The organism is Paenibacillus mobilis, assembly GCF_058267595.1.
The window spans coordinates 169,547-184,744 of sequence record NZ_JBZCMS010000005.1 but is presented as its reverse complement, the minus strand read 5'-3'; the positions used below and the strand labels follow the sequence as shown (position 1 = coordinate 184,744).

The 15,198-nt window shown below is 55.1% G+C and carries 13 protein-coding genes; 11 read left to right on the top strand and 2 right to left on the bottom strand.

Annotation, left to right across the window (positions count from 1 at the left end; genetic code table 11):
* The first annotated feature begins 139 nt into the window (after nucleotides 1-139).
* Genes AC3ZPD_RS11665 through AC3ZPD_RS11655 form a run of 3 tightly spaced genes read left to right on the top strand, consistent with a single transcriptional unit; the run spans nucleotide 140 to nucleotide 3,566 of the window.
* Nucleotides 140-1,114, top strand: coding sequence for an AAA family ATPase (locus AC3ZPD_RS11665; protein ID WP_490984466.1), 975 nt, complete (start codon nucleotides 140-142; stop codon nucleotides 1,112-1,114).
* Nucleotides 1,114-2,211: a DUF58 domain-containing protein gene (locus AC3ZPD_RS11660; protein ID WP_490984465.1), complete on the top strand. Its 1,098-nt coding sequence runs from the start codon at nucleotides 1,114-1,116 to the stop codon at nucleotides 2,209-2,211. The genes AC3ZPD_RS11665 and AC3ZPD_RS11660 overlap by 1 nt, the downstream gene beginning before the upstream one ends.
* The gene (locus tag AC3ZPD_RS11655; protein ID WP_490984464.1) at nucleotides 2,208-3,566 is read left to right on the top strand and encodes a hypothetical protein; all 1,359 of its coding nucleotides are present in this window, start codon (nucleotides 2,208-2,210) and stop codon (nucleotides 3,564-3,566) included. Before AC3ZPD_RS11660 ends, AC3ZPD_RS11655 begins: the two co-directional genes overlap by 4 nt.
* 170 nt (nucleotides 3,567-3,736) lie before the next feature.
* On the opposite strand, the gene AC3ZPD_RS11650 is transcribed toward AC3ZPD_RS11655, so the two are convergent.
* Entirely contained in the window at nucleotides 3,737-5,416 is a 1,680-nt protein-coding gene (locus AC3ZPD_RS11650) for a CPBP family intramembrane glutamic endopeptidase (protein ID WP_490984463.1), read from the bottom strand.
* Between the two features lie 166 nt (nucleotides 5,417-5,582).
* Here AC3ZPD_RS11650 and AC3ZPD_RS11645 point away from each other — a divergent pair, with 166 nt between their 5' ends.
* Genes AC3ZPD_RS11645 through AC3ZPD_RS11635 form a run of 3 tightly spaced genes read left to right on the top strand, consistent with a single transcriptional unit; the run spans nucleotide 5,583 to nucleotide 8,860 of the window.
* Nucleotides 5,583-6,911, top strand: a complete 1,329-nt coding sequence (locus tag AC3ZPD_RS11645; protein WP_490984462.1) for a TrkH family potassium uptake protein — start codon at nucleotides 5,583-5,585, stop codon at nucleotides 6,909-6,911.
* Nucleotides 6,912-6,929: 18 nt separating this feature from the next.
* Complete coding sequence (locus AC3ZPD_RS11640; protein WP_490984461.1) at nucleotides 6,930-7,610, top strand: potassium channel family protein; 681 nt, start codon at nucleotides 6,930-6,932, stop codon at nucleotides 7,608-7,610.
* Nucleotides 7,611-7,657: 47 nt separating this feature from the next.
* The gene (locus tag AC3ZPD_RS11635) at nucleotides 7,658-8,860 is read left to right on the top strand and encodes a nitric oxide synthase oxygenase (RefSeq protein ID WP_490984460.1); all 1,203 of its coding nucleotides are present in this window, start codon (nucleotides 7,658-7,660) and stop codon (nucleotides 8,858-8,860) included.
* An 89-nt stretch (nucleotides 8,861-8,949) separates the two neighbouring features.
* On the opposite strand, the gene AC3ZPD_RS11630 is transcribed toward AC3ZPD_RS11635, so the two are convergent.
* Nucleotides 8,950-9,876 carry a LysR family transcriptional regulator gene (locus tag AC3ZPD_RS11630; protein WP_490984610.1) on the bottom strand — a complete coding sequence of 309 codons (927 nt, stop codon included), beginning with the start codon at nucleotides 9,874-9,876 and terminating at the stop codon, nucleotides 8,950-8,952.
* A gap of 288 nt (nucleotides 9,877-10,164) precedes the next feature.
* Between AC3ZPD_RS11630 and AC3ZPD_RS11625 the strand changes: the two genes are divergently transcribed.
* From AC3ZPD_RS11625 to AC3ZPD_RS11605, 5 genes are all read left to right on the top strand, one after another.
* On the top strand, nucleotides 10,165-10,836 hold the full coding sequence (locus AC3ZPD_RS11625; RefSeq protein ID WP_490984459.1) for a succinate dehydrogenase cytochrome b558 subunit: 672 nt from the start codon (nucleotides 10,165-10,167) through the stop codon (nucleotides 10,834-10,836).
* Nucleotides 10,837-10,851: 15 nt separating this feature from the next.
* Entirely contained in the window at nucleotides 10,852-12,600 is a 1,749-nt protein-coding gene (gene sdhA / locus AC3ZPD_RS11620; protein WP_490984458.1) for a succinate dehydrogenase flavoprotein subunit, read from the top strand.
* A gap of 16 nt (nucleotides 12,601-12,616) precedes the next feature.
* Nucleotides 12,617-13,378: a succinate dehydrogenase iron-sulfur subunit gene (gene sdhB, locus AC3ZPD_RS11615; protein WP_490984457.1), complete on the top strand. Its 762-nt coding sequence runs from the start codon at nucleotides 12,617-12,619 to the stop codon at nucleotides 13,376-13,378.
* 299 nt (nucleotides 13,379-13,677) lie between these two features.
* On the top strand, nucleotides 13,678-14,355 hold the full coding sequence (locus AC3ZPD_RS11610) for an ion channel (protein ID WP_490984456.1): 678 nt from the start codon (nucleotides 13,678-13,680) through the stop codon (nucleotides 14,353-14,355).
* A gap of 47 nt (nucleotides 14,356-14,402) precedes the next feature.
* The gene (locus AC3ZPD_RS11605; protein ID WP_490984455.1) at nucleotides 14,403-15,005 is read left to right on the top strand and encodes a GNAT family N-acetyltransferase; all 603 of its coding nucleotides are present in this window, start codon (nucleotides 14,403-14,405) and stop codon (nucleotides 15,003-15,005) included.
* The last annotated feature ends 193 nt before the right edge of the window (nucleotides 15,006-15,198 follow it).

The following is a 15,198-nucleotide window of genomic DNA, read 5'->3' as shown; positions in this document are numbered from 1 at the left end:
TTTCCGGTCGGTAGTGAAATATGGAGGAACGGGTGCTAAAATATAGCCAACAAGCCCTTTTCTTTATTTTTTGTTAGCGCTTTAATTCAAAAATCAGATTGTTGGTACAGGCAATCGTTTCCGAAAGGATGGTTACAGCATGAATGCGGAACGTGTTCGAGAGCTGGCTGCAAAGCTGAAAGAGAATATCGGGAAAGTGATCGTAGGCAAGGAAAATGAGGTGGAGCTGCTGCTGACGGCCCTTTTGGCGTCCGGGCATGTTCTGCTGGAGGATGTGCCGGGAACCGGAAAAACGCTGCTCGCCAAAAGCCTGGCGGCTTCGCTGTCGCTAAGCTTTCAACGAATTCAGTTTACGCCGGACCTGCTGCCTTCGGATCTGACGGGGATTCATTTTTATAATCAGAAAGACGGGGAGTTCCAGTTCCGTCCGGGCCCGTTGTTCTCCAGAATTGTTTTGGCGGATGAAATCAACCGGGCAACGCCGAGAACCCAGTCGAGCCTCCTGGAATGCATGGAGGAAAGGCAGGTCAGCATCGACGGCCAAACGATGGAGCTGGGGCGGCCTTTTATGGTGCTCGCCACGCAGAACCCGGTGGATAACCAGGGGACGTTTCCTCTGCCGGAGGCCCAGATGGACCGCTTTATGATTCGGATGAAGCTCGGTTACCCTTCTTCCGCGGAAGGAAAGGAAATTTTAAAACGGACCACCGCTCCGTCCGGTTTAACACCGGACCGCGCCAAGCCGATCGCTTCTGCGGAGGAGGTTCTCGAAGCCCAGCAGCTGTGCACCCAGGTCGGCGTCAACGAAGATCTGCTGGGATATATCGTATCCCTGGCCGAAGCAACCCGTGAGCATCCCGACGCGGCTTTAGGGATAAGCCCGCGCGGTACCCAGGCTCTGCTGCGGGCCAGCCAGGCTTATGCCGCGCTCCAGGGCAGGCATTTTGTGCTGCCTGACGATATCAAACACCTGGTGCTTCCGGTTTGCGCGCACCGGCTTGTTCCTAAGAAACGTTATGGCGGGCAGCAGGAAGCCGCCGCGCGGATTTTGCTCGAAGCGATGGAGCGGATTCCGGTTCCGAGCGAGGCGGGACTGGAAAGCGGTGTGAAGTAATGGCGCTGCTATGGCTGCTTATAGCCTGCGGGATTACGCTGGCGCTGCAGGGGCTGATTCTCGGGAAGGGGGCCCTGCGCAAGCTGAATTACGAGAGGCATTTCAGCGCGGACACCTGTTATGCGGGAGACCGGATCGAAATGGTCGAAGTCATCGAGAATGGAAAAAGGCTTCCGGTCCCTTGGCTGCGCCTCGAGGCCATGCTGCCTTCCTCCCTGGCCTTCAAGCGGACCCGGGAGATGAGCGTCAGCGAAGGGGAGATTTATCAAAATCATACCAGTCTGTTTATGCTCCGCCCGCAGACCCGGATCACCCGGACCCATCAGGTTCAGTGCGTGCGGCGCGGCATTTTCCGGATGGATTCGGCCACGATGACCGGAGGGGATCTGTTCGCATTGTATACGCCCGCCCGTCAAATTTCATTGGGCAGACAATTAGTAGTATATCCCTCGCTGCTTGGGGAAGATGAACTGCCCTCCTCCTGGAAAACCTGGCAGGGGGAGCTTGCCGTACGCCGCTGGGTCGTCGAGGATCCTTTCTTGGTTACGGGCATCCGGAATTACGCCCCGGGCGATCCGATGAACCGGATCCACTGGAAAGCAACGGCCCGGACCGGTGAACTTCAAGTGCATAAAAACGGCTATTCCGCCGATCCCCGGGTCATGATTCTTCTGAACGTAGAGGAATCCGAACATATGTGGAATGTCGTGACCCGGCCCGAAATCGTGGAGGAGGCGTTGTCCTATGCGGCGACCTGCGCCGCTTCGCTGATCCGTCAGGGCATGGCGGCGGGTTTTGGCCATAACGCTTTGGTAAAGCAGGAGCATCAAGGCATGCTGCGGCTGGCACCGGATTATGGGACGGCTCATCTGGAAAATATTCTGGAAGCCATGGCGGCGGTGGAAATGAAGATCCGCATGTCGTTTTACGAATATTTGAAGCAGGAGGCCGGGCGCGAGCAGGCGGAGACCCTCGATTACCTGCTGGTTACGGCCCATCTGTCGGAGAACGTCCGCGAGGGCATCCGGCTGCTGGAGCAGCAGGGGCACCGGGTCACGGTTGCCGGCTGGCCTGAAGGCAGGGAGGCGGCGGTATGAGCGGAACCCCAAACCGGAATGCACCGGCGTTGCTGATGAATAGAATCCTTGGAGCGGGAGCGGTGCTGGTCTTCTCTTTACTGGAGACTTCATCGTTATATCCTTTTATCGTGCTGCTTGCCGCCTATGTGCTGCATGGGCCCCCGCTGCTGCTCCTGCTCGCCGCATGGGTTGGCCATGCGGCCGGCGTATGGACCGGCAGCGCCCAGGCCCGAGGTTTGGCGCCAGTTGCCCGCTTGGCGGGCACCGTCCTCCTGCTGGCGGCGGTGCTGTTGCTTCCCGCGGCGATTCTCGGCCTGCAGCTTACGGCCGCTGCCGCAGGCTTGTGCTGGCTCGCGGTGACCGCCAGAGGACTGGTTTCGGGCCGCAAGCAGTGGCCGAAAAATCCGCCGCTGCGCCTGCCGCTGATCGGCCTTGGAGCGGCGCTTGTCCTTTATATGACGGCCGGGCAGGTGGTTGCCCTCACGCCGGATCGGGCTTCGCTGTATGGGATAGCGATGCTTGCGCTGTTTATGCTGCTGCTGCGCTGGAACGGGGAACGGGTGCAGGAGGCCTCGCATGCCGCAGAAGCCGACCGCCAGCTGTTCCGCCGGATTCTTTCGGCGAACCGTTCGCTGACGTGGATCGTCCTTCTCGTCATTGCCGTTCTTAGCGGCTGGAGCGGGCTTGGCAGCCTTTTCCGGCTTTTGCGGGAGGGCTTGCGGTCGCTTTTTGCTTTTCTGTTTGGCGGGGAACCGTCCCAGGAGCCCGATCCGGTCGAAAACGCGCCGCAGCAGATGCCCAATCTGGCCGGCATGGACGAAGGGGCCGGGCATCCGCCGCTGTGGCTTCAGGTCGCCGGGTACGTTTTATTGGCCCTGATTGGGGCGGCTTTGGCCGTCCTGCTCGGATTCGCGTTATATAGGCTGGTCCGCAGATGGCTGCCGGAACGCGTCCGGCGGTTCATGCGCAGCCTTGCGTACCGCCTGGGCCTGCTGAGATCGATCCGGCAGCTTTCGGAAGACAACGCGGATTACGTGGATGAGGTCGAGAAAATCGACCGCATTCCGGCTCGTCCGCGCCGTTTCCGCCGCCAGCGGAAGGAGCAGGCCGGGACGGTCGGCGCAGATCCCCGCCAGGCTTACGAAAACCTGATCCGGCATGCGGTGCGGAGGGGATTTGCGTTCCGATCCAGCCGCACGCCTGCTGAAAACGGACATTTTCTCTCTGCCGGGAAAGCCTGGACGGATCTGACGCCGGAAACCGTGGACCAGGTAATCCAGCGGTACAATACGGTACGTTACGGCGGCGGGAACGGCAACGCGAACTTTAACGGCAATGGCAACGATTATGGAAACCGGGACAGGTCGGAATAACCCCCGAAATCCGGAACCCGAAGTCCGAAACGTAATTGTACTTGAACACCTAATCCCGGACTTTTGTCCCTTCTTCATACTGTAAAAAAGACGCTTCCATTCCCCCGCGGGGGCCGGAAGCGTCTTTTCATCTTTTTGCTGATTCAAGGAGCCGTCAGGACCCCGCCCATTTAATAAACAGGCCGGTTTTCGCCGGAAAAGTCCGGCCCCGTACCGCTCAAATCCGAGGAACCGGGGGTTCCCGGTTTGGATTTGCTGAAGATCGAGATTACATAACCGACGAGAGCCGGCATGGCAAACGTAATGATGCCGATCACGATATTGCCGGCCCCGCCCATCGTCAGCACGCTTAAGCCCATCAGCAGGCTGTCGAATACGACATGCGCAAACATGACGGCGATGTACCCGTACCGCAGGAAAATAAAACTGAACAGCAGCCCGATGATGGTCAGCTCGATTGGCCGGGAAACGACCGGATAAATCGGATACAGCGTGTGCCCGAACGCCCAGATCAGCGTGGTGATCAGGCTGGCCGCAAACGTGCTGCGGAAGATTTTTTTCAGCATCGGAATGCCGAACAGCCGATAAACCGCTTCTTCGCCGATGCCGGCCATCCAGGCCATCAGCGGGAAGAGCCACGGATAAACCATATTGTAAGGGGACTGCGTTTCATCCGTCGTAGACCAGGTATGAATCGTTAAGCCGAGCCCGATGTAGATCAGCGATTGGACACCCAGCAGAATAAGCGCCCAGGCATAACCGTTCAGCGCGCTTTTCAGCACGTGGCTGCCATAGCCGCCTTCTCTGGCGCGCAGCCACAGGTTCCGGCCTTTCTCCCTCCAGAGCCCGTCGCCGCCGACTAAGGAGAAATAAATCGAAGCGGTCATCACCAGCGTAGTGATCAGCTGGAAGGCCAGCGCAAAGGTCAAAGCCGTTCCGGTCAGGCCTTCCGCTTCAAAAGCGGGCATCATGTTCAGCGTGCTGACCACGTTGATAAACAGATAAAATAACGTCAGAAAAATACCGCGTCTAAAAGAGGCATAAGGCCGGGTTCTGGCGCTGTAAACAATGGCGAGGATACCCAGCACAAAGCTGAGGAAGCCGTAGCCGGCGAAGGTCAGCCAGGTGGCCAGCTTGGTTTGGCTTTTTACGTAATCGGTATGGCTGGAGGGAACGCTGAACCGGGATTCCACAGAGGAGACCTTGTTGTATTCGAATTGGAAGACCAGCTGGCCCTCGGCATCGCCGATCTTGTCTCCTTCGACTTTATAAACAAGCCCAACCCCGTTGGTATCGGCGGGTTTAAGCTGCGAGGGCTTGAAACCAAGCGCCTGCACGTAAGGGGCGGCCAGCTGGGCTTTTTCCTCCTGGGACAAATCGCCTTCCATCGTTTTCACTTTGGAGATCCCTTCGGGCGTTTGCAGCAGCTCATTTTTGGTATTCGTATCCCACAGCTCGCCGGCATCGAAGCCGACGACATTGCCGTATTTCATATTGACGTCCACGTACAGGGCCTGCAGATGATTGTCGGGCTGCTTGAAACGGACGCGGAAAAGCTCCGTCGGAAAAGACTTTCCATATTTTTTGTTATAGTCGTTCATCAGGTTTTCTTTGGATAAATAACCGTACAAATCCGACTGGGCCGTATAGGTGGCGTCTGCCTGATCCTGCCGGATGTCCGGAAACTGGAGCGTTCCTTTGGCAAAATCGGCCGCCGTCTGGATCGCCTGGGCTTTGGTAATGGTGCCTCCCCCTTCGGAGGAACCGCTATTTAACGCGGGAACCAATTGAACATATACGAATAAAATCAGTCCGATAATAGCCAGACTCCATAATACCTTCGGTTTCAAAAAGCCAACTCCTTTGCGTATATTCCTTTCAAGTAACATAACACAGAATGACCAAAGCTTGCCAGATTGGCGGCTGACGCGTTAAGGTTGTATTCGGGTTCAAAAAGGGTAAATTTAAATCATCGCTTTTTAAATAAAAAAACGAATTGAGAAGGGGAAACCTGACTTGAAAAAACGCAAATTTTCACCGCCGCAGGTATTGGTGCTCGGTTTTACTTTAATTATAGCTATAGGGACTTTTTTGCTGATGCTTCCTGTTTCCATAAAACCGACCGGAAGATTGTCCTTTATTGACGCCTTGTTTACGGCGACTTCCGCAACCTGCGTGACCGGGCTTGCCGTAAAGGATACGGGAACGTTTTTTACCATCTTCGGACAGGTGGTGATCCTGGCTCTCGTGCAGGTGGGCGGATTGGGGTTCATGACCATGGCCACCCTGTTTTCGCTGGTGCTCAAGCGGCGGATTTCGCTCAAGGACAGGCTGCTGCTTCAGCAGGCGATGAATCAGAATACGATGGAAGGCATCGTGCGGCTGATCCAGAAGGTGCTGCTTTATTCCGTCATTATCGAAGGGGTCTCGGCTTTGATTTTCACCCTGCGCTGGGCCGTGGAGATGCCTCTTGGCAAGGCAGCCTATTATGGCGTGTTCCATGCCATATCGCTTTTTAACAACGCCGGATTTGACCTGCTGGGCAATTTTCAAAGCTTGACGGAGCATGTGTCCGACCCGATCATCAACATCGTCAGCATGCTGCTTATTATTACCGGAGGCATCGGTTTTATCGTGATTTCCGATCTGGTCGATTACAGGAAGAACCGCGGGCTCTCGCTGCACTCCAAAGTAGTATTGTCCATGTCCGGCGCTTTAATTGCGTTCGGGGCGGTCGTAATTTTCATATTTGAGTTTTCGAATCCCAAAACGCTTGAACCTCTGAGCTGGACGGGAAAAATATGGAGCTCGCTGTTCCAGTCGGTCACTCCCCGTTCGGGCGGGGTAGCTACGCTGGATATCGGCTCGATGCGGCACGCCACGCAGTTTTTCATCGTTATTCTGATGTTTATCGGCGCAGCGCCGGGCTCTACGGGGGGCGGCATCAAGGTCACCACCTTTGCCATTCTGATCGGCGCGATGTTCTCCATGATCCGGGGGCGGGATGATATCGTGATGTTCCGGTACCGGATCGTGCAGGAGCGGATCGTAAAGGCTTTGACGATTACGCTGCTGACGTTGTTTTTGCTGATCTTTATTGCCATGGTGCTGTCGACGACGGAATCCGCGGATTTCCTGAGCATCCTGTTTGAGACGACCTCCGCGTTCAGCACGGTGGGGTTGTCTATGGGGCTGACGACGGACCTCACTGTCTTCGGCAAAGTGGTCATTTGTATTACAATGTTTATTGGGCGTTTAGGTCCCCTCACACTAGCCTATGCGCTTGGCCCGAAAAAAGGCCGGGAACTGTACCGGCATCCGGAAGGGCAAATGATTATTGGATAAGGAGCAGGAATATTAACTATGAAAAATCAGCAATTTGTCGTCATCGGCCTCGGCCGCTTCGGTTCAAGCCTGGCGCTCGAGCTTATGGATTTAGGATATGAGGTGCTTGGCGTGGACCGCAACGAGGAGCTGGTCGACGAGATGAGCAATTTTCTGACTTATGCGGTGGTGGCCGATGCTACGGACGAGGATATGCTCCGGTCGCTGGGCATCCGCAACTTCGACTGCGGCATCGTGGCGATCGGCGACGATATCCAGATGAGCATCCTGGCCGCGATCCTGCTGAAGGAAATGGGGATCCGCCAGGTGGTGGCCAAGGCGATTTCCGTCCTGCACGGCAGGGCTTTGGAAAAGCTTGGCGTAGACCGGGTCATTTTTCCGGAACGGGATATGGGCATCCGGGTAGCTCACCAGCTGGTCACGCCGAATTTGCTTGATTATATTGAATTGTCCAAGGATTACAGCATCGTAGAGCTTGCCGTTCCGCCCGTGCTGGACGGAAAAACGATCGGAGAGCTTCATGCCCATTCCCGCTTCGGCTGCAGCATCGTCGCGCTCCAGAAGCCGGTCGGATGCATCATTGCGCCTACTTCGATGGACTTGATGAACACGAATGATATAATGGTGGTAATAGGCAGTAACAACAGCATTCATGAATTCGAAACTTCCATAGACGAATATGAACAGGAGCCTTCATAAAGGTTGGCCAGCAGGCTGACCGTACAAGCTTTTGTCCGGGGAAAGGGATGTTTGACGTGTTGGAAAATCATACGGCTGCGGCAGCGGAACAAGCCGCAGCCTTTATCAGGGCGAGTTACCCAGAGCTTGGAAAAAGCTCGGAGGAAACCGAACGCCGGCTCGATGAAATTACGTCAAGTCTTGTGAAAACAGGCACTTACTGGCATACTGCCGAAGAATTGGCATTTGGCGCCAGAGCCGCCTGGCGGAACAGCAGCCGCTGCATCGGGCGTCTGTTTTGGGATTCGCTGGTTGTCCGGGATGCTCGGACGCTGGAAACCGCGGGAGAAGTGGCAGCGGAACTGTTTGAGCACATCCGGATCGCGACCAACGGAGGCAAAGCCAAACCGGTGATCACGATTTTCCGGCAGGCTCTGGACGATGGACGGGAAATCCGCCTGTGGAACCATCAGCTTGTCCGTTATGCCGGTTATGAAACGGAAAACGGCATCCTTGGGGATCCCGCTTCGCTGGAGCTGACCCGTGAGGCCGTCCGCCTGGGGTGGAAAGGGGAGGAAACGCCGTACGACGTGCTTCCGCTTATTATTCAGATCGACGGACAGGAGCCGGAATGGTACCCGATTCCGGAGGAGCTGGTCCTCGAAGTGCCTTTGAGCCATCCGGAGAATCCGGATTTCGCCAAGCTGGGACTGCGCTGGTACGGCGTGCCTTTTATTGCGGATATGGCGCTTGAGATCGGCGGGCTGCGTTATACCGCGGCTCCATTTAACGGATGGTACATGGAAACGGAAATCGGCGCCCGGAATCTGGCCGATCAGAACCGGTACAATAAACTGCCCGAGGTGGCTGACGTGTTTGGTCTGGACCGGACGAGCCCGACTACGTTGTGGAAGGACAGGGCGCTTGTCGAGCTGAACGTGGCCGTCCTTCATTCGTTTAAGCAAAAAGGGGTCAGCATCGTCGACCACCACACGGCGGCCCAGCAGTTCGTCAAATTCGAGGAACGCGAGGCGGAAGCGGGGCGGGAAGTCAATGGCCGCTGGTCCTGGCTGATTCCGCCGATGTCACCGGCGGCGACGCCGATCTGGGATCGGCCTTACCGGGAACGGGAGGTTTCGCCGAACTACGTTTACCAGACCCGTCCTTATGGAAAGGACAGTGGACAACCGCACAGCCCAAATCGGCATCCAAATGCCGCGGGCCCTCAGCGGAAAGCGGAGCCGCCCAAAGGCTGCCCGTTTCATTCATAAAGAAGGAAAGGATGCTCGTTCCAACGGGCATCCTTTATTTATTGTGTTCGGAAAGAGGCATTGAGGCATTTAAGGTAATGACTTTCTTCTTACACTAAGGATTCTTCAGCCGGGAAGGACAAGCTGCTCCGGAACAAATCCTTGATCTCCGCCGCCCATTCCAGCGCCTGGCTGCCGTTCTCGGGCTGCAGCGGGTAAATCAGACAGGTGGCCCTCCGCGTCTCGCCAAGCTCCTTCATCGGAAGCGAAACGAGCTCGTTGTCGCGCAGCAGCTGCGGCCGCAGATAAGAACGGGGCAGCAGGGCGGCCGCCTTGCAGATCGGCAGCAGCCGGACGATCGCTTCGAAGGAGTCGATTTCCATGCGCGTATCGGGAGCCACGGCGTATTTTCCGAACACCTCGTCCACCAGCCTGCGGTACCAGGTGCCTTTGGAAAACGTGATCATCGGAAGGCCGTTCAAATCTCCCATGACGACCGTTCTGCCGGCCTTCGTCAATTTATGCCGTTTAGGTACGACCAGCATCAGATGATCCTGGAACAGCGGAATGCACTGGAGGCCGGGTTCGGCGATGGAGGAGGCGATGACGCCAAGATCCAGTTTATTTTCCTTGACCTGGGAGACGATTTCATGCGTTTTGCCGGTGACCAGCTTCAGCTCCGTATCGGGGTATTTATCCATCAGTGCCTCGATCAGCGGGGGAAGCGTCGTCTGAATCGTGGTCAAACTCGCGCCGACGGTGGCGATGGTCCGGATCGGCGTTTGGAAACGGGAGATGGACTGCATAAACTCGTTATGGCGCGAACGCTGCTCGACGGCATAAGCATAAGCGGCCTGGCCGGTTTCGGTCAGCTCCAGCCTTTTTCCCCTGCGGTAGAACAGCTCTACGCCAAGTTCCTCCTCCAGTTTGGCAATCTTGCGCGACAGGGCAGGCTGAGACAAATTTAACAGCTTTGACGCCTTGTTTAAACTTGATTGCTCCACCACGGTCGCAAATACCCCTAAGTCCTCGTGCATCATGCCGTTTTCCCCCTGCGTAATCCTTTTATTTTTCGCTGTTATGCACAGAAGTTATAACAATTAATAAATATATTGCAATTCCATTATAAGATAAAAAAGAGTAACATTAAAGCGACACAAGTTGTTCACATGTACGGTCTGAAATTCGGGCTGCCGTTTCAACACGAAATTTGATCGACAGACCGGCGAAAAGAAGCGAACCGTGACGGCTTGAATCGGGTTTAATCGAAAAATGTAACCGCCATCATCGGCAAAGACGGAATCGTGAAAGGGGTAAACGCATTTATGAAAGGGTTTTATTCCAGAAAGCTGCACTCGCTCTTGGGGATCATTCCGTTAGGCTTTTTTCTGCTGGAGCATATGATCACCAACTTTTCGGCCGTTGAAGGCGGACCGCAGGGGTTCAGAGACGCGGTAAAATGGATTAACAGTCTGCCGCTGGTGCTCGTGCTCGAAATTCTTTTTATTTGGCTGCCGCTTTTGTACCACGGGGTTTACGGCACTTATATCGCTTTTCAGGCCAAGCCGAATAACAACCGCTTCAAGCATGAACGCAATCTCCGGTACACGCTGCAGCGGGTGACGGGGATCATCGCCTTGTTTTTTATCGGCTGGCACATCTGGCAGACGCGGATCCAGGTTTCCCTGGGCAACGTGACGCATGAGGGGCTGGGCAAATGGATGCATGACATCGTGACGCAGCCGTTTTATTTCACCATTTATCTGATCAGCGTAATCGCGGTGTCCTTCCATTTTACGAACGGGCTTTGGTCGTTTATGGTCAGCTGGGGGATTACGGTCGGACCGCGCGCGCAGCGGGTTTCTTCTTATATTTGCATGGGATTGTTTGTCATTGTGGCCGTTATGTTTACCTGGTCGCTGTTTGTGTTCCGCGGCATCGAATTCGAAGCGGACGGCACGGCCATGCTTCAGACGCTGAAGACGTTCATAGGATAAGGAGTGGCATAAGACATGGCTAAGAAAAGCATTATCGTCGTCGGAGGCGGCCTGGCCGGCCTGATGGCGACAATCAAAGCGGCCGAGGCAGGCGTTCAGGTAGCCCTGTTCTCGCTGGTTCCGGTAAAACGTTCGCATTCCGTTTGCGCCCAAGGCGGCATTAACGGAGCGGTAAATACAAAAGGCGAAGGCGACTCCCCTTGGGAGCATTTTGACGATACGGTCTACGGCGGCGACTTTCTGGCGAACCAGCCTCCGGTCAAAGCGATGTGCGAGGCGGCGCCGGGCATCATTCACCTGATGGACCGCATGGGCGTCATGTTCAACCGCACGCCGGAAGGTTTGCTCGATTTCCGCCGTTTCGGCGGCACCCAATATCACCGCACGGCCTTTGCCGGCGCAACAACCGGGCAGCAGCTGCTGTACGCCCTGGATGAGCAGGTACGCCGCTTCGAATCCGAAGGACTGGTTACCAAATATGAATCCTGGGAATTTCTGAAGGCTGTCATTGACGATGAAGGCATCTGCCGGGGCATCACCGCCCAGAACCTGAGATCCATGGAAGTGGTGACCTTTGCGGCGGATGCGACCATTTTGGCGACTGGCGGACCGGGCATTATTTTCGGCAAAACGACCAACTCGGTGATCAACACCGGTACCGCAGCAAGCGCCGTGTACCAGCAGGGCGTGGATTACGCGAACGGCGAGTTCATCCAGATTCACCCTACGGCGATTCCCGGCGACGACAAGCTGCGTCTGATGTCCGAATCGGCCCGCGGCGAAGGCGGACGGATCTGGACCTACAAGGACGGCAAACCGTGGTATTTCCTCGAGGAAAAATATCCGGCTTACGGCAACCTGGTGCCGCGTGATATCGCCACTCGCGAAATCTTCCACGTGTGCGTAGACGAGAAGCTGGGCATCAACGGTGAAAACATGGTATACCTCGATTTGTCGCATAAAGATCCGAAAGAGCTGGACGTCAAGCTCGGCGGCATCATCGAAATTTACGAGAAGTTTATGGGCGACGACCCGCGCAAAATCCCGATGAAAATTTTCCCGGCGGTCCACTATTCCATGGGCGGCCTGTGGGTGGACTACAACCAGATGACAAGCATTCCGGGGCTTTTTGCGGCAGGGGAATGCGAATACCAATACCACGGCGCGAATCGTTTGGGAGCCAACTCCCTGCTGTCGGCGATTTACGGCGGCATGGTTGCGGGTCCGAAGGCGGTCGAATACATCCGCGGCCTCAAGAAATCGGCGGAGGACGTATCCTCTACCGTCTATGAGGCGGCTAAGAAAGCGGAAGAGCAGAAATACGAAGGCATCCTGGCCATGAACGGTACGGAAAATGCTTACGTCATCCATAAAGAGCTCGGCGAATGGATGACCGATAACATGACCGTGGTGCGCTACAACAACAAGCTGGAGGCCACCATCAACAAAATCAAGGAATTGAAAGAGCGCCATAAACGCATCAACATCAACGATACTTCCCGCTGGAACAACGCCGGCGCTGCCTTTACCCGTCAGCTCGGCAACATGCTGGAGCTGGCCGAAGCGATGACGACAGGCGCTCTGCTGCGCAACGAAAGCCGCGGCGCGCATTACAAGCCGGATTTCCCGAACCGGAACGATGAGGAGTTCCTGAAGACGACAAGAGCGAAATTTACGCCGGACGGTCCGCAGATTTCCTATGAGGACGTCGACGTTTCGCTGATTCAGCCGCGGATCCGGGATTACTCCAAGGACAAACACTAAGAAGGAGGAACAGGACATGGCCGAAACGACCACACCTAAAAAAGTGAAGTTTATCATCACCCGCCAGGACGATCCGAAATCCCCGTCCTATACGGAGGAGTTTGAGCTTAATTACCGTCCGGGCATGAACGTGATCAGCGCCTTGATGGAAATACAGCGTAACCCGGTGAACGCAGGCGGCAATTCTACCGCTCCTGTCTGCTGGGAATCAAACTGTCTGGAGGAAGTCTGCGGAGCCTGCTCCATGGTGATCAACGGCAAACCGCGCCAGGCTTGCGCCGCACTGGTCGACAAGCTTGAGCAGCCCGTCCGCATTGCGCCGATGAAGACCTTCCCGGTCGTCCGCGACCTGGTCATCGACCGCAGTCGCATGTTTAACGCCTTGAAACGGGTAAAAGCATGGATTCCGATCGACGGTACCTACGATCTGGGTCCAGGCCCGAGAATGGCGGAGAAGAAACGCCAGTGGGCTTATGAGCTGTCCAAATGCATGACCTGCGGCGTCTGTCTGGAAGCCTGCCCGAACGTGAACGACAAAACCAACTTTATCGGTCCCGCGCCGATTTCCCAGGTCCGTTTGTTTAATGCCCATCCTACGGGCGAAATGAACGCCGAGGAACGGCTGGAGGCGCTGATGGAAGACGGCGGCATCGAAGGCTGCGGCAACTCGCAGAACTGCGTGCGTTCCTGTCCAAAAGGTATTCCGCTTACTACCTCCATTGCCGAAATGAACAAACAAACCACAAAACATATGTTTAAACGTTGGTTGACCAGCTAACGGTTATCTGTTAAGGGTTAACCGTTAACCGTCCCGTTATAGCTGCCAGCTTTAACCCAGCAAGCCCCGATAGCCGGATGTCCGGCCGCGCGGGGCTTGCTTTATTTTTGTCTGAATATGACGAGATTGCCTTTAAAGCTGCAGATACTCTTTGCCGGATATTCGGGAGAATCCGCGGCGCTTTGGTTTGACAGAACTTTCAGTCCCCTGCTGGGGCAGAGGCCCCAGGTTTAGGGTAATAACAAGCAAGCAAAGCAAATAAGCGCTCTCTTATTAAACGAAAAGAGGAGCTGAACGTGATGAGGATTTGGCTGATATTGGCGAACGCTGCGGGTTTCCTGTTTTTGGTTTTGTTCTTTTACCGGCTGGATCGCCGGCTGTCCAGCAGGGTGATTTTGCTTGCGCCCATCTTGTTTTATGTGTTTGCTTCATTGGAGGACCTGCTCGGCTGGGTCGATTTCGGGTCCTTGTTTGATTCGGACAAGATGCTGAAAGCCGTCATTCTGCTGTTTGTATTTGGTTCGGACGTGTTTTATATTTTATTTATGTTTAGGGAAATTGCCGACTCCGCCATGAAAAAGATTACCCTCCGGTCAACAGTTATCCGCATCAGCGTCACCGTGCTGGTTTGCGTTTTGTTTTTTACGGTTGTTTATACTTCCATTTATAAAATGTTCGGGAATGCCAGCTTTTCGGGCAAAGGCCTTGATGGCGGGCTTCTGGATCAGACGGTGTCTTTCCTTTATTTCAGCGTGGTGACCTTTGCGACGGTAGGGTATGGAGATATCCAGCCGACGGATGCCACATCCCGTATGATCGTGGTAATGGAGGTCTTCTTCAGCTTTATAACGGTCGCTTATTTGCTTTCCATGCTAAGCGTATTCCGGCAGATTTTTAAAGAAGGGAATACGGAGGAGCTAGCCATCGAACCCAAAATGGAACCGGAGACAGATCCAGCCGGGGATGACGCCGTATAGCGGGAAGGGGAAGGAATCTATCCAGCGAAGGCTAAGGAGGTAACGGAATGCCTGAATCCCGCAAGCAAGAGCTCAGGAAAGGGTTTCCAGCGCTGCAAAGCGAACGATTGCTGCTGCGCCAGGTGCTTCCGCAGGATGAAGCGGATTTGTACCGCATTTTAAACGAACCGCTCGTAAAAAAATATATGGCCTTTCGCCCCGAAACCGCCCGCAGCTCCAAACGGATTTACCGGTATTTCGAGGAATGTTATCTGGCGCTAACGTCTCTGCATTTTGGCGTTGTGCTGCGGGGAAATGGCCGCTTTGCCGGCTTATGCTCTTTTCAGCGGTGGAACGAGCAGGAGGGGAGCGCCACAATGGGGTATATGATAGCTCCCGAGTTGTGGGGCAGAGGGATCGCCACCGAGGCGGCACGGACGCTGCTGGAATATGGGGTTGAAAGCCTGGGGCTGAAGACGGTTTTTGCTTTCTGCGACGCGGACAATACCGCTTCAGGCAAAGTGCTGGCCAAATGCGGGTTTATGCCAGCGGCCCGAAGTCAGCAGATCCCCGACGGACCTGAAACGGCCCCTTACAAAGGCCGCCATTATTGGCTGACGGCCGAAGGAAAGCAAAAAAAGCCGCCGCGTGATGCTTTGTTACACAATTGAAATATTACTGTGATTTAAACCTAACAGAATGCGGTTAATATGAAGACATGACCCCCTTTTGAATATATAAATGTTTGGAACCCGCCAATCTGGCCGGGTTCCCTTTTTTTTTCGCAGCTTGCTGATGGAAGAGAGACAAACACAGACCTGACAAAAAAGAGCCGTGCCGTCCGAACCGCCCAAACAAGCGGAT

Excerpts from the sequence above, each read along its gene's own strand:
- AC3ZPD_RS11625 (WP_490984459.1), top strand. The coding sequence starts at position 10,165 with ATGAAAGGGTTTTATTCCAGAAAGCTGCACTCGCTCTTGGGGATCATT.
- AC3ZPD_RS11660 (WP_490984465.1), top strand. The coding sequence starts at position 1,114 with ATGGCGCTGCTATGGCTGCTTATAGCCTGCGGGATTACGCTGGCGCTG.
- AC3ZPD_RS11610 (WP_490984456.1), top strand. The coding sequence starts at position 13,678 with ATGAGGATTTGGCTGATATTGGCGAACGCTGCGGGTTTCCTGTTTTTG.
- AC3ZPD_RS11665 (WP_490984466.1), top strand. The coding sequence starts at position 140 with ATGAATGCGGAACGTGTTCGAGAGCTGGCTGCAAAGCTGAAAGAGAAT.
- sdhA (WP_490984458.1), top strand. The coding sequence starts at position 10,852 with ATGGCTAAGAAAAGCATTATCGTCGTCGGAGGCGGCCTGGCCGGCCTG.
- AC3ZPD_RS11655 (WP_490984464.1), top strand. The coding sequence starts at position 2,208 with ATGAGCGGAACCCCAAACCGGAATGCACCGGCGTTGCTGATGAATAGA.
- AC3ZPD_RS11605 (WP_490984455.1), top strand. The coding sequence starts at position 14,403 with ATGCCTGAATCCCGCAAGCAAGAGCTCAGGAAAGGGTTTCCAGCGCTG.
- AC3ZPD_RS11635 (WP_490984460.1), top strand. The coding sequence starts at position 7,658 with ATGTTTGACGTGTTGGAAAATCATACGGCTGCGGCAGCGGAACAAGCC.
- AC3ZPD_RS11630 (WP_490984610.1), bottom strand. The coding sequence starts at position 9,876 with ATGCACGAGGACTTAGGGGTATTTGCGACCGTGGTGGAGCAATCAAGT.
- sdhB (WP_490984457.1), top strand. The coding sequence starts at position 12,617 with ATGGCCGAAACGACCACACCTAAAAAAGTGAAGTTTATCATCACCCGC.
- AC3ZPD_RS11640 (WP_490984461.1), top strand. The coding sequence starts at position 6,930 with ATGAAAAATCAGCAATTTGTCGTCATCGGCCTCGGCCGCTTCGGTTCA.